The 25,531-nt window shown below is 46.2% G+C and carries 25 protein-coding genes; 18 read left to right on the forward strand and 7 right to left on the reverse strand.

Annotated features, from left to right (window positions below; translation table 11 throughout):
• Window positions 1–160: 160 nt before the first annotated feature.
• From AD710_RS15070 to AD710_RS15080, 3 genes are all read left to right on the forward strand, one after another.
• Entirely contained in the window at window positions 161–349 is a 189-nt protein-coding gene (locus tag AD710_RS15070) for a hypothetical protein (protein WP_003154513.1), read from the forward strand.
• Window positions 350–482: 133 nt separating this feature from the next.
• Entirely contained in the window at window positions 483–1,280 is a 798-nt protein-coding gene (suhB, locus tag AD710_RS15075; RefSeq protein WP_016936254.1) for an inositol-1-monophosphatase, read from the forward strand.
• Window positions 1,267–1,719: a GNAT family N-acetyltransferase gene (locus tag AD710_RS15080; RefSeq protein WP_016936253.1), complete on the forward strand. Its 453-nt coding sequence runs from the start codon at window positions 1,267–1,269 to the stop codon at window positions 1,717–1,719. The genes suhB and AD710_RS15080 overlap by 14 nt, the downstream gene beginning before the upstream one ends.
• A 49-nt stretch (window positions 1,720–1,768) precedes the next feature.
• On the opposite strand, the gene AD710_RS15085 is transcribed toward AD710_RS15080, so the two are convergent.
• On the reverse strand, window positions 1,769–3,334 hold the full coding sequence (locus tag AD710_RS15085; protein WP_016936252.1) for a M4 family metallopeptidase: 1,566 nt from the start codon (window positions 3,332–3,334) through the stop codon (window positions 1,769–1,771).
• A gap of 322 nt (window positions 3,335–3,656) precedes the next feature.
• Between AD710_RS15085 and AD710_RS15090 the strand changes: the two genes are divergently transcribed.
• Genes AD710_RS15090 through AD710_RS15105 form a run of 4 tightly spaced genes read left to right on the forward strand, consistent with a single transcriptional unit; the run spans window position 3,657 to window position 6,665 of the window.
• Window positions 3,657–5,594: a hypothetical protein gene (locus AD710_RS15090; RefSeq protein WP_049628410.1), complete on the forward strand. Its 1,938-nt coding sequence runs from the start codon at window positions 3,657–3,659 to the stop codon at window positions 5,592–5,594.
• Entirely contained in the window at window positions 5,584–5,853 is a 270-nt protein-coding gene (locus tag AD710_RS15095; protein WP_016936249.1) for a hypothetical protein, read from the forward strand. The genes AD710_RS15090 and AD710_RS15095 overlap by 11 nt, the downstream gene beginning before the upstream one ends.
• Entirely contained in the window at window positions 5,854–6,375 is a 522-nt protein-coding gene (locus AD710_RS15100; RefSeq protein ID WP_049628411.1) for a sigma-70 family RNA polymerase sigma factor, read from the forward strand.
• Window positions 6,372–6,665, forward strand: a complete 294-nt coding sequence (locus AD710_RS15105; protein ID WP_045927171.1) for an anti-sigma factor family protein — start codon at window positions 6,372–6,374, stop codon at window positions 6,663–6,665. The genes AD710_RS15100 and AD710_RS15105 overlap by 4 nt, the downstream gene beginning before the upstream one ends.
• A gap of 37 nt (window positions 6,666–6,702) precedes the next feature.
• On the opposite strand, the gene AD710_RS15110 is transcribed toward AD710_RS15105, so the two are convergent.
• Window positions 6,703–7,320, reverse strand: coding sequence for a hypothetical protein (locus AD710_RS15110; protein ID WP_049628412.1), 618 nt, complete (start codon window positions 7,318–7,320; stop codon window positions 6,703–6,705).
• Between the two features lie 309 nt (window positions 7,321–7,629).
• Window positions 7,630–7,818, reverse strand: a complete 189-nt coding sequence (locus AD710_RS15115) for a YlaF family protein (RefSeq protein WP_016936245.1) — start codon at window positions 7,816–7,818, stop codon at window positions 7,630–7,632.
• Window positions 7,819–7,929: 111 nt separating this feature from the next.
• On the opposite strand from AD710_RS15115, the gene typA reads away from it, so the two are divergent.
• Window positions 7,930–9,768, forward strand: a complete 1,839-nt coding sequence (gene typA / locus AD710_RS15120) for a translational GTPase TypA (RefSeq protein WP_016936244.1) — start codon at window positions 7,930–7,932, stop codon at window positions 9,766–9,768.
• 55 nt (window positions 9,769–9,823) lie between these two features.
• Window positions 9,824–10,144, forward strand: coding sequence for a YlaH-like family protein (locus AD710_RS15125; RefSeq protein ID WP_015239793.1), 321 nt, complete (start codon window positions 9,824–9,826; stop codon window positions 10,142–10,144).
• A gap of 41 nt (window positions 10,145–10,185) precedes the next feature.
• Here the strand turns inward: AD710_RS15125 and AD710_RS15130 are convergent, their stop codons facing one another.
• Window positions 10,186–10,395, reverse strand: a complete 210-nt coding sequence (locus tag AD710_RS15130; RefSeq protein WP_016936243.1) for a YlaI family protein — start codon at window positions 10,393–10,395, stop codon at window positions 10,186–10,188.
• A gap of 102 nt (window positions 10,396–10,497) precedes the next feature.
• Window positions 10,498–11,124, reverse strand: coding sequence for a YhcN/YlaJ family sporulation lipoprotein (locus AD710_RS15135; protein WP_016936242.1), 627 nt, complete (start codon window positions 11,122–11,124; stop codon window positions 10,498–10,500).
• Window positions 11,125–11,279: 155 nt separating this feature from the next.
• On the opposite strand from AD710_RS15135, the gene AD710_RS15140 reads away from it, so the two are divergent.
• Window positions 11,280–12,608 (forward strand): PhoH family protein, encoded by a 1,329-nt coding sequence (locus AD710_RS15140; protein WP_045927174.1) that lies wholly within the window; start codon window positions 11,280–11,282, stop codon window positions 12,606–12,608.
• Here AD710_RS15140 and AD710_RS15145 read toward each other — a convergent pair.
• A complete protein-coding gene (locus AD710_RS15145; protein ID WP_049628413.1) occupies window positions 12,603–13,079 on the reverse strand; it encodes a hypothetical protein in 477 nt (158 codons plus the stop codon). The genes AD710_RS15140 and AD710_RS15145 overlap by 6 nt on opposite strands.
• Before the next feature lie 102 nt (window positions 13,080–13,181).
• Between AD710_RS15145 and glsA the strand changes: the two genes are divergently transcribed.
• The 4 genes from glsA to pyc all read left to right on the forward strand — a co-directional run bounded on the left by glsA (window position 13,182) and on the right by pyc (window position 19,438).
• A complete protein-coding gene (gene glsA, locus AD710_RS15150; protein WP_049628414.1) occupies window positions 13,182–14,111 on the forward strand; it encodes a glutaminase A in 930 nt (309 codons plus the stop codon).
• Window positions 14,112–14,218: 107 nt separating this feature from the next.
• Complete coding sequence (locus AD710_RS15155; protein WP_016936238.1) at window positions 14,219–14,500, forward strand: Fpa/YlaN family protein; 282 nt, start codon at window positions 14,219–14,221, stop codon at window positions 14,498–14,500.
• Window positions 14,501–14,704: 204 nt separating this feature from the next.
• Window positions 14,705–15,916: an FtsW/RodA/SpoVE family cell cycle protein gene (locus tag AD710_RS15160; protein ID WP_049628415.1), complete on the forward strand. Its 1,212-nt coding sequence runs from the start codon at window positions 14,705–14,707 to the stop codon at window positions 15,914–15,916.
• Window positions 15,917–15,991: 75 nt separating this feature from the next.
• Window positions 15,992–19,438: a pyruvate carboxylase gene (pyc, locus tag AD710_RS15165; protein WP_049628416.1), complete on the forward strand. Its 3,447-nt coding sequence runs from the start codon at window positions 15,992–15,994 to the stop codon at window positions 19,436–19,438.
• A 93-nt stretch (window positions 19,439–19,531) separates the two neighbouring features.
• On the opposite strand, the gene ctaA is transcribed toward pyc, so the two are convergent.
• Complete coding sequence (gene ctaA, locus AD710_RS15170; protein ID WP_049628417.1) at window positions 19,532–20,458, reverse strand: heme A synthase CtaA; 927 nt, start codon at window positions 20,456–20,458, stop codon at window positions 19,532–19,534.
• Window positions 20,459–20,801: 343 nt separating this feature from the next.
• Here ctaA and cyoE point away from each other — a divergent pair, with 343 nt between their 5' ends.
• The 4 genes from cyoE to ctaE all read left to right on the forward strand — a co-directional run bounded on the left by cyoE (window position 20,802) and on the right by ctaE (window position 25,530).
• Window positions 20,802–21,719: a heme o synthase gene (cyoE, locus tag AD710_RS15175; protein ID WP_049628418.1), complete on the forward strand. Its 918-nt coding sequence runs from the start codon at window positions 20,802–20,804 to the stop codon at window positions 21,717–21,719.
• Between the two features lie 217 nt (window positions 21,720–21,936).
• A complete protein-coding gene (gene coxB, locus AD710_RS15180) occupies window positions 21,937–23,007 on the forward strand; it encodes a cytochrome c oxidase subunit II (RefSeq protein ID WP_016936233.1) in 1,071 nt (356 codons plus the stop codon).
• A 31-nt stretch (window positions 23,008–23,038) separates the two neighbouring features.
• Window positions 23,039–24,907 carry a cytochrome c oxidase subunit I gene (ctaD, locus tag AD710_RS15185; protein ID WP_049628419.1) on the forward strand — a complete coding sequence of 623 codons (1,869 nt, stop codon included), beginning with the start codon at window positions 23,039–23,041 and terminating at the stop codon, window positions 24,905–24,907.
• Complete coding sequence (ctaE, locus tag AD710_RS15190) at window positions 24,907–25,530, forward strand: cytochrome c oxidase subunit III (RefSeq protein WP_013352146.1); 624 nt, start codon at window positions 24,907–24,909, stop codon at window positions 25,528–25,530. The genes ctaD and ctaE overlap by 1 nt, the downstream gene beginning before the upstream one ends.
• The last annotated feature ends 1 nt before the right edge of the window (window position 25,531 follow it).

A 25,531-nucleotide genomic window follows, 5' to 3' on the forward strand; every position in this document is an offset into this window, starting at 1 on the left:
GAGAGGAGTGGTGGTAAAAAATGAATAGGTAAACACACAATTTTAAGAATGTTGTTACAGCCGAATATAAGTTTCCATAGGATATAAGAAGTATCATTAATAATGAATTGGAAAATGGGATGCTTTTTTAACAAATGATCTCTGGAAGGGGCGAAAGACAATGAGGCAAGTGGTGAAGGAAGGATTCAGGGAGGAAAAAAATAACCGTGTAGCTGTCTGGAGACTAGAGGTTGATTATGAATTGGCAACCCTTTATGAGGCCATGCAAAAAGAGAATGAAGATCAAATCGATCTCAGTAAAAGAAAACTGGAACGTCTCAGAAAAGAATGGATTCGTCTTAACGGATAAAGAATAGTAAAAACGAACCGCAGGAAATGGTTCGTTTTTACGTGAGAAGGCATTTTTTTCATTTTCCTTGCTTTTTAATCGTTTTTATCAGTATGCTATAGAGTAAGCTATACATAGAAAAGAGGTACACGGTATGACAAATTGGACGGAAATTGATGATATCGCAAAACAATGGGTAAAAGAAGCCGGAACGAGAATCAGACAATCCATGCAGGAAAGCTTGACGATTGAAACAAAATCAAATCCGAATGATTTAGTCACAAATATGGATAAAGAGACGGAACGCTTTTTCATTGACCGTATACAGGGAACTTTTCCCGGGCACCGCATCCTCGGCGAAGAAGGGCAGGGAGATAAACTCCGCTCCCTTGACGGAATCGTCTGGATCATTGATCCGATTGACGGGACGATGAATTTTGTCCATCAAAAGCGGCATTTCGCAATCTCCATCGGTATTTTTGAAGACGGAAAAGGCAAAATCGGCTTAATTTATGATGTGATGCAGGACGAGCTGTATCATGCATTCAGCGGAAAAGGGGCATATCTGAACGACACGCCGCTTGCTCCTTTAAAAGAGGTTTCCATTGAAGAATCGATTATTGCAATCAATGCCACATGGGTCACGGAAAACAGAAGAATCGACCCGAGTATTTTGGCGCCGCTCGTAAAACGGGTAAGAGGAACGCGTTCCTACGGCTCGGCGGCACTTGAACTGGCCAGTGTTGCGGCCGGCCGCATTGACGCATACATCACAATGAGGCTCGCGCCGTGGGATTACGCTGCCGGCTGCGTGCTGCTGAACGAAGTCGGCGGCATTTACACGACAACAGACGGCGAACCGTTTACGTTTTTAGATAACCACAGCGTGCTTGCGGGGAATCCGGCGATACATAAAATCATCTTTGACGACTATTTACATGCTGACAGATAGGGAGTTTGAAGAAGAAGATCTGGAATTTCTGGAGCAGCTGGCGGCGGCACACCCGGTGTGGAGAGCCGAAGAATTCGGAACAAAAAATGCGGCGGAGTTTATGCTTGCATACTCCATGTACAATGGGACGTGGCTCGTATGGGAGCTTGACGGCGCTCCTGCCGCCGTCAGCTTTCACTTAGAATGGGCGCCCTCAAACGGAAAACCGTGGCTCGGGACTGTGGCCGTCGCTCCAGAGGCAAAAGAGAAAGGCATCGGTCGGGCGGTCATTGAAGAGATTGCCGGCCGGCTGAGAGCGGAGCATAAAGCGATGTTTGCAGCCGTTCCCCTGGACAGGCAGGAATGGGTGCTGTTTTTAAGCCAATGCGGTTTTGAACAGCTGAAGCTTGAAAAAGACGATCGGGAAAAGACATATATGATCATGGTGAAGCCGTTGTGAAATGTATCAGAGATAAAAAAGAGACCGGACATCCGGTCTCTTTTCTAGTTTACAAGCCGACTGAATTCCAGGCCGCTTCTACGCTTGCAGCATCCTGAGAGCCGTAAAGGTCCCGTGCTGATTGAATCAAAGCTGCTTTTGCATCTTTAAAGGTTGATGACGGAGTGAGGTATACCGTCAGGGCGCGATAGTAAATCTGCTCCGCTTTGTTCACGCCGATTTTTGTAATCGTATTGTAAGCGGCTTTGTTCGGAATTCCGCTGTTTGTATGCACACCGCCGTAGTCGCCGGCATCAGTGTTCGGAAGGTTTTTGTAATTTTTGTAGTTGTCAGGCTGTCCGTATTTTGTCGGATTTGATAAGCTGCGGAGAGCCGGCTGGCTGACCGTAATATCTTCACCGATATCCCAGTCCTCAGTATCGTTGAAGTACCCGAATACATCAGAGAAGGATTCATTTAAAGCGCCCGGCTGATTTTCATAGTTCAGGTTGGCTGTTTCCTGTGTAACGCCGTGTGTCATTTCATGGGCCGTTACATCCATTGAGCCGGAAAGAGGCGAGAAGAATGAACCGTCACCGTCTCCGTAAATCATTTGGTCGCCGATCCAGGCCGCGTTATTGTATCTGCTGCCGTAATGAACGGAGGATACGATCTTGCCGCCTCTATTGTCGTAGCTGTTGCGTTTAAACTTCTGATAGAAATAATCATACACTTTGCCGAGGTTGTAATGCGCATCAACGGCAGCGCGCTGAGAAGAAGTTGTAAACTGGTTTGTGGTGCTGGATACGAGTGTGCCCGGCAGGTTATACTCGCGGTTTTGCAGATCGTACGTAATAATTTGTGTTCCGGTAGGTTTAGAAAGATCGCGCAGCACATATTTGCCGCTTTCAGAAGAAATATTTAATGAGACCGTTTTTCCTTTAAGAGTCGTACCTGTTCCGGTTGCAGCCGCATGTTCCACTTTGTTTTGCTTTTTCAGGATTTTCCCAGTTTCTGCATCAACGGTTACTTCCCAGTTTGCAGGTTCCGGTTCGATATAGCGGATCGTTACATCATAGGCGAGGCGGTATTTTCCGTCTTTTGTAGCTGCTGCTTTGAGCTCGGCTTTATTTTTGTTTGCGACGTTTCCGTTAGAAACGGCTTCAGGTGACTTGCCGATTGCTTTAAAAGCATGGTCCAGCGCCTGATTTGCAGATAATTTTTTGCTGTTTGCCGTTTTGGCAGAAGCATCGTTGTTTAATTCACCGTTAATCGCATAGACGTTGTTGGATTTATCAACGTGAATAATGACTTGAGAGTCTTTCACAGGCACACCGTTTACGACAGGCACATAACGGAAGTGTTTATAGCCGAGATCATCGGTCGTTTGGTCAATCAGCTTCAGCCTTTCAGAAGGATTGCCTTTAAAGACTTTGCCGTTTTGTTTCAAATATTGCTTGATTGCTTTGTCACTGACAGAAGGCAATTCAGATTGCACCAAAGAATGCTTCGGCACAAAATTTGTCATGTTTTCTTTAAGCTGAGGATTCTCAGCGGCCTGAACACCCGGCAGACTGATCGTTAAACCTATAAAAGAAGCGGCGACAGCAACAGACAATTTCTTACCTAAACCCACAATAAATCCCCCTTTTTGAAAATAATGAAAACTTATATTGTTATAATAAACCAGCAATCTCTCATTCTGCAATATAAAACTAGACTCCGCAGCTGAATTGATAGAATCGTCCCGTACAGGCTCCTGGGAGGCGGTGTCAGGGGATAAGCCGAGAGGCACGTGTCGGAATAGACATGAGTCGAATGACGCGATTTCTTCTGAAAAAAATGACAGATGAAGACGGGAAAAATGATAGGGGAAAAATGTTAGGTTCCTTAAAACTTTTTTTAATGCCGGTTGTCTAAACGGGTGAGGCCTTAATAAACGTAAAGGATTGTTACAGATGTCAGAGATTTTCAGTCATTTTATTCAGCATTTCGACAGATATTTCATTTTGAGCAGACAGAGTGTGTTGATCATCCAGTGGTCGGCCGTCTGCCTTGCTGTTTTATACGGGCTGACTTTCCATCCGAAAATCAGCCCTGAAAGAGTTTGGTTTTATGGCGGGATCATGCTTCGGGCCGTATTATTGGCGGGCATAACGATTGAATTGGTTCATCAGGTGCAGAGCACTCACTTTAGCGCGCACTATTTGACAACGGAAGAAAGAGAGCTTCTTCCGATCGTTCATCTCTTAATGTACGGATATGTGCTGCTTACCGCGTTTCACTATATGCTGATGCCGCAGGAGCAGAGGGGAAAGGGCATGTTTTATACGTTTGATCTCACTGTGGTGACACTGCCCGTCATTCAGCTGATCTTCAGTTTTTTTGCTTTCTGGAACAGCAATCGTGACACAATGGCTGCAGAGGATATCGTCTCCTCGCTTTGTTCCGTTGCGGTTGTTTTACTCCTTCTGATTTCTATGAATGTTTTATTTTTTAAAATGTATTGGAAACCGAGGCCGGTTTTTATCGGCGTGTTTTATGCAGCGGTCATCGGGCTATTGGTGTGGGTGCTCTCTCCGTCCTCGGCCGGGGTATCAAAAGATTACGGCAGGCTTCTCCCGTTTACGGTGTATTTAGCAATGGCGGGTTTTCTGATGACCCATCACTTATTTCATCGGTCAGACAGGATCAGACGGCGGACGAAAAGCTTTCTTGCGGCGGCCGCTGCCGCTGGTTTTATTGTCTTTTTGAATCCGGTGTACAACGCAGGGGATGCCGCATTTGCGATTTCAAAACCGATAGCTGAAGATTCTGTTGATTATGTGGGCGAACATATTACTTCAGACCAGGCGGAACGGATCCTTACGTCATTTTTTCCGGCTAGGAATCCGATTTATTTGACAGAAACCAATCAGGATCTCCATTACTTTTACCGCTTTAAAACGGAAGATTATGAAGCGGAAGTGGACGAGGTTTCCCGAATGATCACAAATTATCAATATCTAAAAAAACCGCAAGGACGCACTTTAACAGAAGAAGAGTACCGGAAAAAGTCGCTGGATTTCTTGTCGGCGCACGGCCGAAAACTAAAAACACAAGGCATTCAGACAACAGTGAGAAAAGAAGACGGACAGTTTGTCGTGGAGATCGCGCCGAAAAGACAAGGGAAGCATCACGAACAAACGGGTGCTGTATTTTACTGGGAAAAAGAAACGATCATGGGTTTTTCAGAAGACCCGTCTATTTATCAGCTTCAGTCGCTGCCGCAGGTGCACATGAAGGAAAAAGACATATTGAAAGCATCAAAAGCCGTCTTTCATACGCTTCAAATGCCTGGTCAGACATTTGAAATCACAAATACAGATATCAACAGCCTGATCGGCAGCAGTGTGACCGTAACAGCGAATAACGGGGCGGAGCTGGTATTTGATGCCGAATCCGGGCGCCTTGTGAAAATCAGAATCTCATCAGGCAGCACCGTTTTGACAAAAAAAGAACTTCAGAAGAGGCTTTTTACATTGCTGGGCGCGGATACTTCAAAGTTTAAGCAAATTGACAAATCGGAAGACGGTCTCGTTTTTGAAAACCTTGAAGGAACATCCGTTTTTACGCTCCGAAATGAAGAAGGCATGATAGAGGCCTCATCCTGCGGACAGGTAAGCGCCAAAACATTCCCGCATACATACAGAGACGGGGAAACAGCCTTCAAAAGAGTGGCGGGGGCATATAACGGCATCATTTATAAAAAGCGGGTGAAGCCTGTCAAAGCGGTGAAAGACGGCGTAACATATAACGCATGGCTCGTTATTATTCAGCCGTTCGGTTCAAACCGCCATGACGCATATGTAGTAAACGCGGATACTTACGAGGCGGTGAACCTTTATGAACAATAAAGAAAGAAAGGCTGTCTTCTTCGATTTATACGACCTGTATAAGGAAGGGGAACTTGAAGGCGGCACGCTTCAATGGATGAAAGAACATGAACCGGAATTCGGAGCAGAGGCGGAAAACAGAAAAAGACAGAATGAACATGATATGAAGCCGCCGCCGGGCGACATCCGCCAAATTAAATATATGAAATGCCTGACGTATGGACTGTATGGTTTCTTCATTGTGCTCTCAATCTGGATGACAGTGTGGTTTTATTTTTAAATGAAAAACAAGATGTCAATTGAACAGTTGTACCGTGAACATTATCAAGATATTATGTATTACCTTTACAGACGCACACATCACGCTGAGACCGCTAAAGATCTCGCTCAGGATACATTTATGAAAGCATTTAACGGGCTTGAGTCATTTAAGGGGCACTCGTCTATCCGCACGTGGCTCTATGCAATTGCCCACCATACCTTCATCAATTGGTACAGACGGGACAGAAAATACCAATTTTCAGATATCACCTTGAATGAAGGGCTTCAGCAAACAACATATGAACTGCCGGAGCATTACGTTGACCGGACAGACACAAAGAACGCGCTGGCCGGGCAGATTCAGCGTCTGAAAAATGATCAGCAGACCGTTTTAATTTTAAGGGAATTTCAAGAGCTGTCATACGAAGAGATTGCTGATATTTTGGGTTGGAGCCTGCCGAAGGTGAAGAGCACCTTATACAGGGCGAGAATGCAGCTGAAACAGCACTTGGCGGAAAAAAGGAAGGACGGACACATATGACTTGCTGTTTAGTGAGAGATTTACTCCCTTTATATATTGAAGGCGATTGTGAAACAGAAACAGAGCGGTATATTTCCCGCCATCTTGATACATGCGGTGAGTGCAAAAGGGTATATCATATGATGAAGGAGCCGCTTGACTTTGGCGAAGCTGAGATGAAGGCGCCAGACGGTTATGAAGACGAGGAGAGGCGGTTTCAGGAAAGATATTACGGGAGGCTGCTGACAAATGCCGCCTGTATGTTCGGAGCTGTATTTCTCATCATGCTTGCGCTTAAACTGCTGAATTAAAAAAACGCCCGGCTGGATGACCGGGCGTTTTTTTCGTTTACTCAGCCGGGTGAAAGGCTGTATAAATGCCTTCAAGTAATTCCTGCGGCAGTGAATTAAAGAATCCAGCACACAGCTTCGCTTCTTTTTTACCTGCACCTGCTTTTTCAGCAAGCTCCTGATCAAACGTATACACGCCGTTTTCTTCAACCAGCGCAGATTGAAGAATATGAAGACTCTGGGAGAAAGCGGTGAACAGCTGATCAACGATAAGAGCTTCTTTTTCCGTAAAGCCGAGCTCCACTGCTTTTTCTTTATTAAATGTATATTCGCCGTCCGTTTTCTCGATACATTGGGAAAGGACCGTTAAAAATTCCGTTGAGCTGTCCCACAGCTTTTGAATGGTCTGTGCGGCTTCTTTATCTAATCCCAATTCAACCGCTTTTTCACCGTCAAAATAATAGACGCCGTCTTTTTCGTAAATGGATTGGCGGATGATGTCTAAAAGCTTTGCCGCATCTCCCGGTGTTTTCTCGGCAAAAGCCTGCAAGACAGGCGATTCATTTGCCTGAATTGTTTTTGCACTGGCAGACTCAAGCGGACTGAATGCAAGCAAGGCGGCTGAAGCAGTTGCAGCGGCAGTTACAGCGGTTTTCTTCAAAAAAGATGTTTTCATTTTGTTCTCTCCTTGTCATGTGTATTTGCTTACAGCCACAAGTATAAAAATCCAGTGATGGAATTGAAATAGGAAGTTTGGTATTTTCTTCATAACAATACCGGACTAATTCCGGCTGCCTTTTCTGAGGGACTCTGCTGTTGTCACTAGAATGCATACTGCTGTTTCCGGCTTCCTGACTAGGCGGCGGGGGAGATAAGCCTTACATCCCACCGGTTTTGAGGATGCAAAAAAGCCTGAATTTTTCATTCAGGCTTCATACAATATTGTGCTTTTCATGTTTACGGAATTTTGCAAAGGGTCATGCTTTTAATCAAGCAGTCCCTGTTCGCGCATTTTTTTCTTTACAGTGAAACCGCTTCCCATCATGGCGATAACGAGAACAATGCTTCCGATGACACCCCATGCGCTTTTCTCAGCGATTGATACGCCGATCAGCATCATGCTGAAGACTGCTGCGAATGCAAATAATAATAAGAGCCAATTCAATTTTTTCATATTTCCATCCCCTTTAACGTCATACTTTCAGTTTACAGAAAAACGTGACGCTTTTAAAGAGGATGTGTGGTATAATATGAAAGTTATCTAATTTTTTTAGGAGATGAAAATGTGAAACTTCGAAACGATCTTCGCAATATCGCGATTATTGCCCACGTTGACCATGGGAAAACGACTTTGGTAGACCAATTGCTTCACCAAGCCGGAACCTTCCGTGCCAACGAAAATATTGCCGAACGCGCAATGGATTCAAACGATCTTGAACGTGAACGCGGTATTACAATTCTCGCGAAAAATACTGCGATTAACTATAAAGATACACGCATTAATATTTTGGACACTCCGGGACACGCCGACTTCGGCGGAGAGGTTGAACGGATTATGAAAATGGTTGACGGCGTATTGCTTGTCGTTGACGCATATGAAGGCTGCATGCCGCAAACCCGTTTCGTCCTGAAGAAAGCCCTTGAGCAGAACTTAAATCCGGTTGTCGTCGTAAACAAAATCGACCGTGATTTCGCCCGCCCGGAAGAAGTTATCGATGAAGTGCTTGATCTGTTCATCGAGCTGGATGCAAACGAAGAACAGCTTGAGTTCCCTGTCGTCTACGCTTCTGCGATTAACGGAACGGCAAGTCTTGATCCGAAAAAGCAGGACGAAAACATGGAATCACTGTATGAAACGATTCTTGAACATGTCCCTGCGCCGGTTGATAACGCCGAAGAGCCTCTTCAATTCCAAGTGGCGCTTCTTGATTACAATGACTATGTCGGCCGTATCGGTATCGGACGCGTTTTCCGCGGCACGATGAAAGTCGGCCAGCAGGTTTCATTGATGAAACTTGACGGAACGGTCAAATCATTCCGTGTAACGAAAATCTTCGGTTTCCAAGGATTGAAACGCGTGGAAATTGAAGAAGCGAGAGCGGGAGACCTCGTTGCCGTTTCCGGTATGGAAGACATCAACGTCGGTGAAACGGTTTGTCCGGCTGACCACCATGAGCCGCTGCCGGTTCTGCGTATTGATGAGCCTACGCTTCAAATGACATTTGTCGTAAACAACAGCCCGTTTGCAGGCCGTGAAGGCAAATATGTCACAGCCCGTAAAATTGAAGAGCGTCTGAACGCACAGCTTCAAACAGACGTCAGTCTTCGTGTCGAACCGACGGCATCGCCTGACGCATGGGTTGTTTCAGGACGCGGTGAGCTTCACCTGTCTATTTTAATTGAAAACATGCGCCGCGAAGGCTATGAGCTTCAAGTGTCTAAACCTGAAGTTATCATTAAGGAAATCGACGGCGTAAGCTGCGAGCCTGTTGAGCGCGTGCAGATTGACGTGCCTGAAGAGCATACCGGTTCTGTTATGGAATCAATGGGTGCGAGAAAAGGCGAAATGCTCGATATGATTAATAACGGAAACGGCCAGGTCCGCCTGATCTTTACCGTACCTTCACGCGGGCTCATCGGCTATTCTACTGAGTTTCTGTCACTGACACGCGGTTTCGGTATCCTGAACCACACGTTTGACAGCTATCAGCCGATGCAAAAAGGCCAAGTCGGAGGCCGCCGTCAGGGTGTGCTCGTTTCCATGGAAAATGGAAAAGCGACATCTTACGGAATTCAAGGTATTGAAGACCGCGGCGTGATCTTCGTTGAGCCGGGCACAGAAGTATATGAAGGCATGATTGTCGGCGAACATAACCGTGACAATGACCTTGTCGTCAATGTCAGCAAAATGAAACAGCAGACAAACGTCCGTTCCGCAACGAAGGATCAAACGACTACGATTAAGAAAGCGCGCATTATGTCGCTTGAAGAATCACTCGAGTACTTAAACGATGATGAATACTGTGAAGTAACACCGGAATCCATCCGTTTAAGAAAGAAAATCCTGAACAAAAACGAACGTGAAAAAGCGGCGAAAAAGAAAAAAACAGCAGGAATGTCTTAATCACTTGCAGAATTTGAAAAGATAGAACCCGAACGGAAAAGGGGAGGGGATCTTTTTGAATGAAGTAAGTGAACGGCTGTCGTTCTTTGCTGCGCTTTACCAAGTGGATGAGCATCCGCTGACGGGAATGTGGCTGTTATACGGAACGATCGTCGTGCTCTCGGTGATTGTATTTAAACTCGGCTTTGCCAAAAGGCTGCCGGTTTTAAAGGCTGCGGCAGTTTATCTCTTTCTCGTGCTCGGCTGCACCGTGCTGACTTTTTTCGGTGTGTTTCTGCCGGTCGGAGAAGGGCTTGTTGTCGCCGCCTTGATTTTGATCATTTACAAAATCCGTCTGCATCAGTCCAAAAAAAGCCAGTCAGCTAAACCGCAATAAAAAAATGACCCTGCCTTTCGGCGGGTCATTTTTTTATTGGTTTATTTTTTCACTTTATCTTTTTTCGTTTTTTGCCCTGGATGAAAGGAGAAATGTCCGGTATTCAGCCGCGCCTCTGTTTTGACTTTGATTCGGTCATGGCACTCCTGGCACATATATGTATGAATCGGACGGTTGCGGAGGCGTTTGGCTGTCAGTGTTTCATCATCAATTTGTTCAATTTTGTCGCAAATGGAACATTTAACTCTCATTGATTTTTCACCTCTTTCACTATGACAAGCATTATATCATGGATGACCCGCCTGCCAAAGGGAAAGAAAGCAGCGCCCTTCCTTTGTAGCGGGCGCTGCTTTTTACCGGCGGTTATTCATGTGATGATCCGATTGATCATTCTGCTCGTTTTGCAGCTTGTTCTGATCTCTTTGATTCAGCTGGTCATCATTCGATTTAGTCGGTGATTCTTTTTCATTGTCGGTCACATCATTCGGAACTTCCGGCATGACACGTCCGACGATTGCGGCGAGTTCGTCCAAAATGCCTGAAACCGGACGTCCGGCCTTAATATCGCTGCCCATGCCTCTCAGGCGGGAGACTGTATCAGGATCAGCGACGACAACGGCATTGGCGCCGTAAGGATCGTTTTTTAATGCTTGGGCAACGGTGTATTTAATGCTTTCCACTTTGCTCCGTTCTAAATTGTCATCCACATCGATTCCGACGACTGAGTATCGCCCGAGTACGACCGCGGTGGCGTCTGTAATGCCTGGGATTTTTTCAGTCACTTCGACTAGATGCTTTGCAATATCTGTCCGGCCGGGATTCGCAGCTGTTTCAGGAGCTGTATCACTCACATGAATCGGTTTTGCTCCGCCCTGATCGGTTGATTCGTTTTGGATATTGCTGCGTCCGCGGCTATCCTGTACAGCTGTGCAGCCGGTCAGAATAAATAAAGCTTGTATGATAATGAAAAGAATTCGCACGTCAGATTCCCTCCTTAATGCTTTCATTTCTTTTATTGTTGAATTAACCTTCTATCTTTATTCACCAAATCATATATTTTAGCAGGCATCCCCGTTTTTCACGAAAAGAGAAGCACACGCTGGGCTTTGATCCTTATTTTTCAGGAGGCTGAGACTTGAGTAAAATTTATGTGTTAGATACGAATGTACTTTTGCAGGATCCTAACGCCATTTTTTCTTTTGAAGAAAACGAAGTTGTCATCCCCGCCGTCGTGCTGGAAGAGGTCGATTCAAAAAAGCGGTATATGGACGAGGTCGGGAGGAATGCGAGGCACGTATCTAAGCTGATAGACGGGCTCAGGGAGAAAGGAAGGCTGCACGAAAAGGTTCCGCTTGAAAGCGGAGGAACGCTCAGAATTGAACTGAACCACCGGTCATTTCATCAGCTTCAGGAAATTTTTATCGAAAAAACGAATGATAACCGCATTTTGGCGGTGGCAAAAAATTTAAGTCTTGAGGAGGAAACGAAAGAAAACGGCCGCCCCGTCATTCTGGTCAGCAAGGATGTGCTGGTCAGGGTAAAGGCGGATGCCATCGGGCTTTTGGCGGAGGATTTTTTAAACGACAGAGTCGTTGACCATGATGAGATATACAGTGGGTACAAAGATATATTTATGAATAAAGAGCGGTTTGACTCGTTTTATAAAAACAAACAAATTTCAGTCAAGGAGCTTCAGCAGCATCAGGTTTATCCGAATCAATTTGTGCTGATGAAAGATGAATTAGGAGGATCTTCTTCTGCGGTCGGCATGACAGATAAGAAAGGGGAGACCGTAAAAAGACTCGTCTTTGATGATGAGCACGTATGGGGCATCAGGCCGAAAAACGTCCAGCAGACAATGGCGCTTGAACTCCTGCTGAGAGAAGATATCCCGCTTGTCACCCTGATCGGAAAAGCGGGAACGGGAAAAACCTTGCTAGCTCTCGCAGCGGGGCTTCTGCAGACTGAGGATCTCGGTATTTATAAAAAACTGATCGTCGCACGTCCCATCGTCCCGGTGGGCAAGGATATCGGATATTTGCCGGGGGAAAAAGAGGAGAAGCTCAAGCCGTGGATGCAGCCGATCTTTGATAATCTTGAATTTTTGTTCAATGCGAAAAAGCCGGGTGAACTTGAAGCGATTTTAGCGGGCATCGGATCAATTCAGGTCGAGGCGCTGACATACATTCGGGGAAGAAGCATTCCGGATCAGTTTATTATTATCGATGAGGCTCAGAATTTGACGAGGCACGAAGTCAAGACGCTTTTGACACGGGTGGGAGAAGGCAGCAAAATTGTCCTGATGGGCGACCCGGAGCAAATAGATCACCCATATTTAGACAGTTTAAATAACGGACTTGCTTATGTCGTAGAGCGGTTTAAAGGACAAACCGTCTCCGGCAGCGTGAAGCTTATGAAAGGCGAAAGATCCGGCCTTGCACAGCTTGCGGCCGATTTGTTATAGAACTTCGATTTCTGTGACGCCTGTTATCGGTTTTTCAAAGTTTCCGTTCACGTAAAAATGGACCGGACCGCCGTCTTGAAGAGGCTTCCCTGACTCACAGAAATGGGCGGTTGCGTCCATCGCCTTTTCAAGCGGCACCTCGGTTCTTTCAGATCCTGAAATAAATACGCAAAGGACAGCGCTTTCTTTCGGCTCGGCATTTGCTAAGACAGCACCGAGCTTCATGGCGAAGCTGCCGTTCATTAATCTTTCTTTTTCAAAACGTTTTTCGCTTTTTAAAGTCGGCGGCGAAATGCGCCCTTCTCTGATCACCCGTTCCGGATCGAGTGTATGCTCCTTAGTTTCTGCCGAGCCGTCTGAGTGAACGGGCTGATTGTTTTCAAACGGAAACTTGCGGTCATCGAAAATCCAGACACTCGGATCAATTGTAATCGGGTATGTAACATTGCCTTTAACTTGAATAACGCTCATGGTGAAGCCCCCCTTTACTTAAAGTATAAAAGTTTTCGCATGAATTGTCACTTTGCGTCGCAAATTAGACGTAACGAACGGCAGCAAAGTGAGGGGATCGAAATGGTATGCCGGCATTACCAGGAGCTGGACGCACTCGTTCAAGAAGCGAAAAAAAAGACCGGAGAAGGCAAAGTGGCAGACTATATTCCGGCTTTGGCAGAATCGGGGCAAGACAGTCTTTCAGTCACGATTTATCATGCGGAAAATACATGTCTGACGGCAGGAGACGCCGACCGGACATTTACGCTGCAGAGCATTTCGAAGGTGCTTTCTCTGGCGCTCGTCCTGATGGATTACGGAAAGGAAAAGATATTCAGCTGCGTAGGGCAGGAGCCGACCGGCGACCCGTTTAATTCCATTGTGAAGCTTGAGACGGTGAACCCGGGCAAGCCTTTAAATCCGATGATTAATGCGGGCGCTCTCGTCGTTACAAGTTTTATTAAAGGGCATACGCCGAAAGACCGTCTGGATTATCTGCTCGGATTTATCAGAAAGCTTGCGAATAATCAGGAAATTACATATTGCAGACATGTCGCAGAATCAGAATTCAGTTCCTCCATGATCAACCGGGCAATGTGTTATTACATGAAGCAGTATGACATTTTTAAAGGCGATGTTGAAGAGGTCATGGATTTGTATACAAAGCAGTGCGCGATTAAGATGAGCAGTCTGGATTTAGCCAAAATCGGCTGCGTATTCGCACTTGACGGCAAGCATCCGGAGACCGGGGAACAGGTCATTAAAAAAGATGTGGCGAGAATCTGCAAGACGTTTATGGTGACATGCGGCATGTACAATGCGAGCGGGGAATTCGCGATCAAGGTCGGCATTCCCGCCAAAAGCGGGGTTTCGGGAGGAATCATGGGCATTTCGCCATACAATTTCGGAATCGGTATATTCGGCCCGGCGCTTGATGAAAAAGGCAACAGCATCGCGGGTGTGAAGCTTTTGGAAATCATGTCTGAGAAATACAGGCTGAGTATTTTTTGAAACACTTTTTATCATGACATCTGCTTAAATCCTCTTGCAATTTCACCTGATACCCTTTATGATAAATAGAAGAATTAGGTACTCGCCTGGGGAACGGAGGGATACTTTTGGCTTCAGAGATTATAGTTGACCATCAGCAGAAAGCATTCGAACTGTTGAAGTCAGATGCTGAGAAGATTTTGAAGCTGATCCGAGTACAAATGGATAACTTAACGATGCCTCAATGTCCTCTGTACGAAGAGGTCTTGGATACTCAGATGTTCGGACTGTCGAGGGAAATCGATTTTGCTGTCCGCCTGGGATTAGTTGATGAAAACGACGGAAAAGAGCTGCTGGACAGACTTGAAAGAGAACTGTCTGCACTGCATGACGCGTTTACAGGAAAATAAATGATCAAACTCAAACTATTCAACGGTTTGGGTTTTTTTATAACCGTAAACCGTTTTTTTGCATCTTCTTTTTGTGAGACGGTCTATTAATCTGCATTTCATCCGAAAAACTATAAAGAAACTGCGTAAATTGTTTATGAATTATAGTAAAATATAATACGCAATAGGTATTAAACGTAAGCTTTAAGCAGGAAAGAGGATGTTATGTTTAAAAGAATGTTAAAATCTTACGATTATTCATTGATAAGCGCTATTATTCTGCTGTGCAGTTTCGGATTGGTAATGGTATACAGTTCAAGTATGATTACCGCCGTTATGCGTTACGGGGTGAGCAGCGACTATTTTTTTAAACGGCAGCTGTTCGCCGTCATTGCAGGGCTCGTGCTGTTTATCATCGCGGCCGTTTTCCCGTACAAAGTGCTCGCCCATCAAAAGGTCCAGAAAATATTACTGCTTGCGTCAGTGGCTGCGCTTTGCGCGCTGTTTGTTTTCGGACATGTTGCCGGAAACGCGCAAAGCTGGTTTAAAATCGGCGGAATGGCCATTCAGCCGGGGGAATTTGTCAAGCTGACCCTGATTCTGTATCTTGCCGCGGTGTACGCGAAAAAACAAAGCTATATCGATCAGCTTTTGACAGGAGTTGCTCCGCCGGTGATCGTCACCGTAGTCATTTGTGCGCTTATCGCCATTCAGCCTGACTTCGGAACGGCGATGATTATCGGTCTGATCGCGTTTTGCGTCATTATGTGTTCGGGATTCAGCGGAAAGACGCTGCTCAGGCTGGTGATCATGGCGGGAATCGTATTACTTCTTGTCAGCCCGATCATTTATTTGAAATGGGACGATATTTTAACGCCCGGGCGCATGAGCCGGTTTGAAAGCCTTGAAAATCCGTTTAAATATGCCGGCACATCAGGCCTGCAGATTATAAATTCGTATTATGCGATCGGCTCAGGCGGTTTTTTCGGCCTCGGTCTCGGAGAAAGCATTCAAAAATATGGATATCTGCCGGAATCGCATACAGACTTTATCATGGCGGTTATTTCAGAGGAGCTCGGCATTTTCGGCGTCCTGTTCGTCATTGTGCTGCTTGCTTTTGTTGTGTTAAAAGGTTTTTATATTGCGAGAAAATGTGAAGATCCGTTCGGCAGTCTCCTGGCAATCGGGATATCCAGTATGATTGCGATTCAGACCTTCATCAATCTCGGCGGTGTCAGCGGTTTAATTCCGATTACGGGTGTTCCGCTGCCGTTTATCAGCTACGGAGGCTCATCCATGTTTTTATTATTGACGAGCGCCGGTATATTGGTGAACGTCAGTATGCATGTCAAGTACTCAGAAAAGAAGAAAAAGAGGGAACCCGTTCCGTCTAAGGGGATAAAAAGACGGCAGACGGAAAAATCTGTGTATCTGTAAAAAACAAGTGTATACACAGGACGGATATTCCTTTATTATAAACTACATATTTATTAGGCCAAGGGGGAGAGAAATTTGTCACAACAATCCATCCAAAAAGTGTTAGTAGCAAACAGGGGAGAAATTGCGATCCGGATTTTCCGGGCGTGCACAGAATTGAACATCAGAACGGTAGCCGTTTATTCAAAAGAAGATTCGGGTTCCTACCACCGCTATAAAGCGGATGAAGCCTATCTTGTCGGAGAAGGCAAAAAACCGATAGACGCGTATCTTGATATTGAAGGGATTATTGGGATTGCGAAAAGAAACGGTGTTGACGCCATCCATCCGGGTTACGGATTTCTGTCTGAAAATATCCAATTTGCGAGACGCTGTGAAGAAGAGGGCATTGTATTTATCGGACCGACGTCAGCGCATTTGGATATGTTCGGAGATAAGGTCAAGGCCAGAGAACAGGCAGAAAAAGCCGGCATCCCTGTTATCCCGGGGAGTGACGGGCCTGCTGAAACATTAAAAGATGTCGAACAATTCGCAAAAGTTCACGGGTATCCGTTTATTATTAAAGCGTCGCTCGGAGGCGGCGGCCGGGGGATGAGAATCGTCAGAAGCGAGGGCGAATTGATAGATTCGTTTGAGCGGGCCAAATCAGAAGCGAAAGCCGCATTCGGTAACGACGAAGTGTATGTTGAAAAACTGATCGAAAATCCTAAGCATATTGAAGTTCAGGTGATCGGAGATAAAGAAGGCAATGTCGTCCATCTGTATGAGCGGGACTGTTCAGTTCAGAGACGCCATCAAAAGGTCATTGAGGTGGCGCCGAGTGTATCCTTACAGCCTGAATTAAGGGACGAGATCTGTGAAGCGGCTGTCGCCCTTGCGAAAAATGTCGGCTATATCAACGCGGGAACCGTGGAATTTCTCGTAGCGGACGGTGAGTTTTACTTTATTGAAGTGAATCCTCGCGTACAAGTGGAGCATACGATTACGGAAATGATTACGGGGGTTGATATCGTTCAGACGCAGATTCTCGTTGCGCAGGGCCACGGACTCCACAGCCGTGCCGTCAATATTCCTCAGCAAAAAGACATTTTTACAATCGGGTATGCGATACAATCACGTGTGACCACTGAAGATCCGCTGAATGACTTTATGCCTGACACGGGTAAAATTATGGCTTACCGCTCAGGCGGCGGCTTCGGCGTCCGCCTTGATACAGGGAACAGCTTCCAGGGCGCGATTATCACGCCTTATTACGATTCACTGCTCGTCAAACTGTCGACATGGGCGCTGACGTTTGAGCAGGCATCGGCAAAAATGGTCCGCAACCTGCAGGAATTCAGAATCAGAGGCATTAAGACCAATATCCCGTTTCTTGAAAACGTGGCAAAGCATGAAAAATTCCTGACCGGGCAATATGATACATCGTTTATCGACACAACGCCCGAACTGTTTGTTTTTCCTAAACAGAAGGACCGCGGAACAAAAATGCTTTCTTACATCGGCAATGTAACAGTAAACGGTTTTCCGGGAATCGGGAAAAAAGAAAAACCTGCGTTTGATAAGCCTCAGGCCATTACGTTAGGTATCGGAGAAAAGCCGGTAAACGGCACGAAACAGATTCTCGATGAAAGAGGCGCTGAAGGGCTTGCTGACTGGGTGAAAGAGCAAAAGTCCGTACTCCTGACCGATACAACGTTCAGGGATGCCCACCAGTCTCTGCTTGCGACAAGAATCAGAACAAATGATTTGAAAAAAATCGCGAACCCCACGGCTGTCCTGTGGCCAGAACTGTTCAGCCTTGAAATGTGGGGAGGCGCGACATTTGATGTAGCGTACCGTTTCTTAAAAGAAAATCCTTGGAAACGCCTTGAAGATCTCCGCAAGGAAGTGCCGAACACATTGTTCCAGATGCTGCTTCGTTCATCAAATGCCGTCGGTTATACCAACTATCCGGACAATGTCATCCAAAAATTTGTCCGGCAGTCAGCAGAGTCAGGTATTGATGTATTCCGAATCTTTGACAGCCTGAACTGGGTGAAAGGGATGACGCTGGCCATCGATGCCGTCCGTGAAACCGGAAAAGTGGCGGAGGCTGCGATTTGTTATACGGGAGATATTCTTGATAAGAGCCGGACGAAATATGATTTGAAATATTATCTTTCCATGGCGAAAGAGCTTGAGGCGTCTGGTGCGCACATTCTTGGCATTAAAGACATGGCCGGTCTTTTGAAACCGCAAGCCGCATACGAACTGGTCTCCGCGCTGAAGGAAACGATTGATATTCCCGTTCATCTTCACACGCATGATACGAGCGGCAACGGCGTCTTTCTCTATGCCAAAGCTGTTGAAGCGGGTGTGGATATCGTGGATGTCGCCGTCAGCTCAATGGCGGGGCTGACTTCACAGCCGAGCGCAAGCGGATTTTACCATGCGCTTGAAGGGAACAGCCGCCGTCCAGAAATGGATGTCCGGCAGGTTGAAAGACTGTCACAATACTGGGAATCCGTCCGTCAATATTACAGTGAGTTTGAAAGCGGGATGAAGGCTCCGCACACTGAGATTTATAATCACGAAATGCCGGGCGGGCAGTACAGCAATTTGCAGCAGCAGGCAAAAGGCGTCGGCCTGGGTGACCGCTGGAATGAGGTGAAAGAGATGTACAGCGTCGTCAACCGCATGTTCGGCGACGTCGTTAAAGTAACACCTTCTTCCAAAGTCGTCGGAGATATGGCGCTTTACATGGTGCAAAACAATTTAACAGAACAAGATGTTTATGATAAAGGCGAAACGCTTGATTTTCCGGATTCTGTCGTTGAGCTTTTTAAAGGGCAGATCGGCCAGCCGCACGGCGGATTTCCGGAAAAACTGCAAAAGCTCGTGCTGAAAGGGCAGACGCCGATTACGGTAAGACCCGGTGAGCTGCTCGAACCGGTATCTTTCGAAGGCATTAAAGAAGAATGGAAAGAAACACATCAGATGGAATTGAGTGACCAGGACGCAATCGCATATGCGCTTTATCCGAAGGTTTTCACTGAATATGTACAAACAGCTGAACGCTTCGGTGATATTTCCGTATTAGACACACCGACTTTCTTCTACGGCATGACGCTCGGTGAAGAAATCGAGGTGGAAATCGAGCGCGGAAAAACGCTGATCGTGAAGCTTGTATCTATCGGTGAACCGCAGCCGGACGCGACACGGGTCGTTTATTTCGAATTGAACGGTCAGCCGCGTGAGGTAGTCATTAAAGATGAAAGCATTAAATCGTCCGTACAGGAAAAATTAAAAGCCGATCGGACAAACCCAAGCCACATTGCGGCATCAATGCCGGGAACCGTTATTAAATTGTTAACTGAAACCGGCGCGAAGGTGAACAAAGGCGATCATCTGATGATTAATGAAGCGATGAAAATGGAGACGACGGTGCAGGCACCGTTCTCCGGGACGATTCAGCAGATCCATGTGAAAAACGGGGAGCCGATTCAGACAGGCGATTTACTGATCGAGATTGAAAAAGCGTAAAAGAATGAACATTAAAAAACCTGATCCATGTGCGATCAGGTTTTTTGTATGTAAAAAGACCGAAGCTCTTATGCTTCGGCCTTTTCATGCGCCTCAAATGTTCCGCTGTTTTGATTCATAACGGAAGCGGGCGATTAATAATAAGAAATAGCATAGGACACCGAACAGCCCGGCAATAAAGAGTGAATGGGCAAGTGCAAAACCGGTGGCCATTTCTGAATAAACAACCATGATTCCGGAGAGCGCCTGTAATAAAACAAAGACAAGAGCCGCCGTCCAGCCACCAAGAATCTGTTTTTGGTCTTTGTAGGAGCGCACCGCATGCACGAAGGCGATAAGGACCCATACGAACAGAAGCAGCGCTGCCGTTCTGTGGCCCATCTGCACCCACTCCTGAAATTGGGACGGAAGCCCGTGGTTCAGCCTGCTGCAAAGCGGAACATCAGGACAGGCAAGGCTTGATTGTGTATGGCGCACATAAGCCCCCGTATAAACGACGATATACGTGTAAATCGAAAGGCCGATCATATGAAACTGCATTTTCCTGCCGATTCTGAGCGGCTTGACGAGCTTTTTGTCTGATTTATCCGCTTCAAATATGAGCAGCGTCAAAATCAGAACAGAAGCGAAAGAAATGAGCGATATGCCGAAATGTAGCGCCATAACGAGCGCATTTGATCCGAAAACAACCGCTAATGCGCCGAGAAGCGCCTGTAAAAATAAAAAGATAATGGACATAATGGCGAGAAAGGTTGTTTCACGGAAAACAGGCGTGACTTTTCTCCATGCCCAAAACGCGAGACTCAGCACGAGAACGATTGAGACACCGCTTGCGAGTCTGTGGCTCCATTCAATGATAGAAGCGGCATTAAGCTCCGGGAAAAAGCGGCCGTGGCAAAGCGGCCACTGTCTTCCGCATCCGAGACCCGACCCTGTTTTTGTGACAAGAGCGCCGCCGATCAGCACGACGAGCATGACGAATGTCGTCAGCACACTGAGTGCTTTTAAAGCTTTATTCATTTTACATTCACCTTCTTAACAAACTGGACAAAATGATATACGTACCAAGTGTAAGCGAATATGTGTTTTGTGGCAATTCTCAATTCTGTTTGTTCACAAAAATATAATAGAATCAGGACTTCTTAGATAATGGGGTTGATTATTCCAGATGGGTCTGATAGAAATAAAGTAACCGCTTTATTATGCAATCGGCGGATGTGGTAAAATTCATAAAACGTTCACAAATAAATTCCTGTTTCTCGTTTAATATTTAAGAGGATGTTTTTTTACAGGTCATTATCTTGTATGATAGAGTTGCAGGTCTTAAAAAACCTGCTTTAGGTTTGTAAGGGAGGTTTACGTTATGGCTAATTCCAGAATTTTAAACGATACAGCTATAGACGGACAGATTGAAGAGACGACGGCATGGAAGGATTTCCTTTCGCTTATTAAAATAGGAATCGTCAATTCGAATTTAATTACGACTTTTACCGGCATGTGGCTTGCGTTACATATATCCGGTCTGAGTTTTTTAGGCAATTTAAACACCGTGCTTCTTACATTAATAGGATCTTCACTGATCATCGCCGGTTCTTGTGCGGTTAATAACTATTATGACCGTGATATTGATCATTTAATGGAACGCACGAAAGTAAGACCGACGGTTACCGGAAAGATTCAGCCGAATCAAGCGCTGTGGTCAGGAATTTTACTCATTGCTTTAGGACTTATCATGCTTTTAATGACCACCGTAATGGCGGCAGTCATCGGTTTTATCGGGGTGTTTACGTACGTTGTTCTTTATACAATGTGGACGAAACGCCGCTATACGATTAATACGGTTGTCGGAAGTGTATCGGGCGCCGTTCCGCCGTTAATCGGCTGGACAGCGGTTGAAGGGCACATCGGTGTTGTCGCATGGGTATTATTCATGATTTTATTCATCTGGCAGATTCCGCACTTTTTAGCGCTTGCGATTAAGAAGACGGAAGATTACAGAGCAGCGAACATTCCGATGCTTCCGGTAGTGCACGGCTTTGAGGTGACGAAAAGACAGATTATCGTCTGGATCGCATGCCTGCTGCCGCTTCCGTTTTTCCTCGGCAGTCTCGGTCTTCCGCTCGTCATTCTCGGCACTCTGCTGAATGTCGGATGGCTTGTTCTCGGACTGATGGGTTTCCGTATGAAAAACATTATGAAGTGGGCAACTCTTATGTTTGTCTATTCGCTTAATTACATGACCATTTATTTCGTAGCAATGGTGGTCTTCACGCTGTTTTAATTGAATAATGAGCTTGTTTGATCGCCAAAACAAACAATGACAACTAGTAAACGCCGCCTTGACCTTTTGTTTAATCAGGCGGCTTTGCTTTTATACATAGATGGAATTTTAAGTAAAAAATCTCATATTTTAAGAAATGAGGAAATGAAGTATTTCAGCTGGAAGCAGATTTACTGCTCGTGCATTTTGTACTGATTCAAAAAAGGGGTTGGGTGAAATGTTAAAGCGTTGGCGTCTTTTATCATTATTAGCCTTAGTGCCGCTTTTATTGAGCGGCTGTGGAAAACCGTTTCTGTCCACACTCAAGCCTGCCGGCGAAGTGGCTGATAAACAGTATGATCTGACGGTGCTCAGCACACTTATCATGGTTGTCGTCGTTGCGGTCGTAGCAGTTATTTTCTTTTACGTCATTGTGAGATTCAGACGGTCGCGTGTAGGGGAAGACACGATACCGAAACAGGTGGAGGGGAACCGTTTTTTAGAAATCACCTGGACCGTTATTCCGATCCTGCTTCTGATTATTCTTGTCATCCCGGTTGTCATCCAGACACTGGCGCTGGCGGATACGTCGCCGATGGATAAGAAAAACCGTAAAGCAGAGGATGCGCTCGTGATTAATGTAAGGGCGAATTTATACTGGTGGGAATTCGAGTATCCTGATTACGGGTTTGTGACCAGTCAGGAGCTGATCGTTCCCACAGATGAACGCGTTTATTTCAAGCTGAAGTCCTCAGATGTGAAACACTCTTTCTGGATTCCGTCAGCCGGGGGAAAAATTGATACGAATACGGATAACGACAATACTTTCTTTCTGACCTTCGATTCTAAACGCAGCAAAGAAGCGGGCAAATATTTCTTCGGGAAATGCGCGGAGCTGTGCGGACCTTCACATGCGCTGATGGATTTCAAAGTGAAACCGCTGCCGTCAAAAGAATTTAAACAATGGACGAAAGCGATGAAAAATTATAAGCATACAACAGATTCCGATTTAGCCGCGCAAGGAGAAGAGCTGTTTAAGGAAAAAAACTGCCTGAGCTGCCATGCGGTTGAGCCTAATGATAAACGGGCTGAAGCAGCAAGAACGGCTCCGAACCTGGCTACCTTCGGCGAACGTGTCAAAGTGGCCGGCATTAAGGATGCGAATAAAGAGAACATAAAAGCTTGGCTGAAAGATCCGGACAGCATTAAACCGGGCAATAAGATGACAGGCACTTATCCGAAGCTTTCGGACTCTGAAACGGATGCGCTGTATGAATATTTAAAAGGGCTGAAAGCGGAGAACAAGTGAGGACAGGGAGATATCAGGGGGGAGGTCGCAAATGATGAATACGCTTACAGGGCAGCAAAGAAAAGGCTCTATGCTTTGGGACTATTTGACGACGGTTGACCATAAGAAAATCGCGATTTTATATATGATCGCCGGGGGATTTTTCTTCGTCGTCGGCGGACTTGAGGCCATGCTTATCAGGATTCAGCTCTTGAGACCGGGAAACGATTTTGTGAATGCGCAGCAGTTTAATGAAATTATGACGATGCACGGCACGACAATGATCTTCCTGGCGGCAATGCCGCTGTTATTCGGGCTGATGAACGCGGTTGTGCCGCTTCAGATCGGGGCGCGTGACGTATCATTTCCGTTTCTGAATGCGCTTGGGTTCTGGCTGTTTTTCTTCGGGGGAATCTTCTTGAATCTGAGCTGGTTTTTAGGAGGCGCTCCAGATGCAGGCTGGACGGCGTATGCGTCGCTTGCGCTGAATTCGAAAGGGCACGGCGTTGACTTTTTCGTGCTCGGCCTGCAGATATCAGGCTTAGGGACGCTGATTGCGGGGATCAACTTTCTGGCAACCATTATTAATATGAGGGCGCCAGGTTTGACGTATATGAGACTGCCGCTGTTTACGTGGACGACATTTGTGGCGTCGGCACTCATTTTATTCGCATTTCCTCCGCTCACCGTCGGTTTAGCGCTGATGATGCTGGATCGTCTGTTCGGGACGAATTTCTTTAACCCTGAATTGGGCGGAAATACGATTATCTGGGAGCACTTGTTTTGGATTTTCGGGCATCCGGAAGTATACATTTTAATTCTTCCCGCTTTCGGGATTTTTTCAGAAATCATTCCTGTGTTTGCGAGAAAGCGTCTGTTTGGTTATTCCTCTATGGTTTTTGCGATCGTGCTGATCGGCTTTCTCGGATTCATGGTATGGGTTCACCACATGTTTACGACTGGACTCGGACCGATTGCCAATGCAATATTTGCGGTTGCAACGATGGCGATTGCGGTGCCTACGGGCATTAAGATTTTCAACTGGCTTTTGACGATTTGGGGAGGAAACGTTAAATTCACGACGCCTATGCTGTATGCCGTCGCCTTTATTCCGTCTTTCGTGCTCGGAGGTGTGACGGGTGTCATGCTGGCGGCCGCAGCGGCAGATTATCAGTTCCATGATACGTATTTTGTCGTAGCGCATTTCCACTACGTCATCATCGGCGGCGTTGTGTTCGGCATCCTGGCGGGCGTGCATTTCTGGTGGCCGAAAATGTTCGGGAAGGTGCTTCATGAAACGATGGGGAAAATTTCCTTTGTCTTGTTTTTTATCGGGTTTCATCTTACCTTCTTCATTCAGCATTTCCTCGGCTTAATGGGAATGCCGCGGCGCGTTTACACATATCTGCCCGGCCAGGGGCTTGATACCGGCAATCTGATCAGTTCAATCGGCGCGTTTTTCATGGCGGGCGCGGCTGTATTGCTCGTCGTCAATATTATTTATACTTCTGTAAAAGGGAAATACGTCGGGAATGACCCATGGCTGGACGGACGTACGCTCGAATGGGCGGTCTCTTCGCCGCCGCCTGAATATAATTTTAAACAGCTTCCGTTTGTGCGGGGACTTGATCCGCTGTGGATTGAAAAGCAGGCTGGAAATGAAGGGATGTCGCCTGCAGAGCCTGTAGAGGACATTCATATGCCGAACGGCTCCATCATGCCGTTTATCATGTCCTTCGGGCTGTTTGTCGCAGCGTTCGGGTTTTTATACCACTCTGACTATTCATGGGGGCTTCCGGCTATCTTTATAGGCCTCGGCATCACATTCTTTACCATGCTGCTTCGGTCCTTGGTCGATGATTACGGCTATCATATTCACAAAGAAGATCTGCCGAATGATGATAAAGGGGTGAAGGCGTAATGCAGCTACAGGAAAAAATGACGGCTGAAACCTTTCCGGCTTCTCCTGAAAAAGCAACGCTTGAAGGGAAAAATAAGTTTTTAGGATTTTGGCTGTTTCTCGGCGGGGAAACGGTTCTGTTCGCCTCGCTTTTTGCGACATTCCTCGCTTTGCGGGAATCTAAAGCGGGCGGGCCGTCAACGGCTGACATGTTCGAGCTGCCGATCGTGTTTATCGCCACGATGCTTCTGTTAACGAGCAGCTTAACGAGTGTGTATGCAATGTATCATATGAAAAATTTCTCCTTTAAAAAAATGCAGGTGTGGCTTTTGATTACCGTTTTATTGGGAGCCGGATTTTTAGGGGTGGAAATTTATGAATTTAAGCATTACACTCATGAGTTCGGCTTTACCATTACTAGCTCTGCGCTCGGCTCGGCGTTTTACACGCTGGTCGGCACACACGGAGCACACGTGGCGTTCGGGTTATTATGGATCAGCGCACTGATGATCCGGAATGCTAAAAGAGGGCTCAGCCTTTATAATGCGCCGAAATATTATGTGGCCAGTCTATATTGGCATTTCATTGATGTCGTGTGGGTCTTTATCTTTACCGTTGTATATTTGATGGGGATGGTGGGATAAC

The sequence above is a fragment of the Bacillus sp. JFL15 genome (assembly GCF_001184225.1).
Taxonomy (GTDB): domain Bacteria; phylum Bacillota; class Bacilli; order Bacillales; family Bacillaceae; genus Bacillus; species Bacillus siamensis.

What these genes read in the sequence shown, in the direction of transcription:
- AD710_RS15070 (WP_003154513.1), top strand. Translation starts at nt 161, where the DNA reads ATGAGGCAAGTGGTGAAGGAAGGATTCAGGGAGGAAAAAAATAACCGT.
- suhB (WP_016936254.1), top strand. Translation starts at nt 483, where the DNA reads ATGACAAATTGGACGGAAATTGATGATATCGCAAAACAATGGGTAAAA.
- AD710_RS15080 (WP_016936253.1), top strand. Translation starts at nt 1,267, where the DNA reads ATGCTGACAGATAGGGAGTTTGAAGAAGAAGATCTGGAATTTCTGGAG.
- AD710_RS15090 (WP_049628410.1), top strand. Translation starts at nt 3,657, where the DNA reads ATGTCAGAGATTTTCAGTCATTTTATTCAGCATTTCGACAGATATTTC.
- AD710_RS15095 (WP_016936249.1), top strand. Translation starts at nt 5,584, where the DNA reads ATGAACAATAAAGAAAGAAAGGCTGTCTTCTTCGATTTATACGACCTG.
- AD710_RS15100 (WP_049628411.1), top strand. Translation starts at nt 5,854, where the DNA reads ATGAAAAACAAGATGTCAATTGAACAGTTGTACCGTGAACATTATCAA.
- AD710_RS15105 (WP_045927171.1), top strand. Translation starts at nt 6,372, where the DNA reads ATGACTTGCTGTTTAGTGAGAGATTTACTCCCTTTATATATTGAAGGC.
- AD710_RS15110 (WP_049628412.1), bottom strand. Translation starts at nt 7,320, where the DNA reads ATGAAAACATCTTTTTTGAAGAAAACCGCTGTAACTGCCGCTGCAACT.
- AD710_RS15115 (WP_016936245.1), bottom strand. Translation starts at nt 7,818, where the DNA reads ATGAAAAAATTGAATTGGCTCTTATTATTATTTGCATTCGCAGCAGTC.
- AD710_RS15130 (WP_016936243.1), bottom strand. Translation starts at nt 10,395, where the DNA reads ATGAGAGTTAAATGTTCCATTTGCGACAAAATTGAACAAATTGATGAT.
- AD710_RS15145 (WP_049628413.1), bottom strand. Translation starts at nt 13,079, where the DNA reads ATGAGCGTTATTCAAGTTAAAGGCAATGTTACATACCCGATTACAATT.
- glsA (WP_049628414.1), top strand. Translation starts at nt 13,182, where the DNA reads ATGGTATGCCGGCATTACCAGGAGCTGGACGCACTCGTTCAAGAAGCG.
- AD710_RS15160 (WP_049628415.1), top strand. Translation starts at nt 14,705, where the DNA reads ATGTTTAAAAGAATGTTAAAATCTTACGATTATTCATTGATAAGCGCT.
- ctaA (WP_049628417.1), bottom strand. Translation starts at nt 20,458, where the DNA reads ATGAATAAAGCTTTAAAAGCACTCAGTGTGCTGACGACATTCGTCATG.
- cyoE (WP_049628418.1), top strand. Translation starts at nt 20,802, where the DNA reads ATGGCTAATTCCAGAATTTTAAACGATACAGCTATAGACGGACAGATT.
- coxB (WP_016936233.1), top strand. Translation starts at nt 21,937, where the DNA reads ATGTTAAAGCGTTGGCGTCTTTTATCATTATTAGCCTTAGTGCCGCTT.
- ctaD (WP_049628419.1), top strand. Translation starts at nt 23,039, where the DNA reads ATGATGAATACGCTTACAGGGCAGCAAAGAAAAGGCTCTATGCTTTGG.
- ctaE (WP_013352146.1), top strand. Translation starts at nt 24,907, where the DNA reads ATGCAGCTACAGGAAAAAATGACGGCTGAAACCTTTCCGGCTTCTCCT.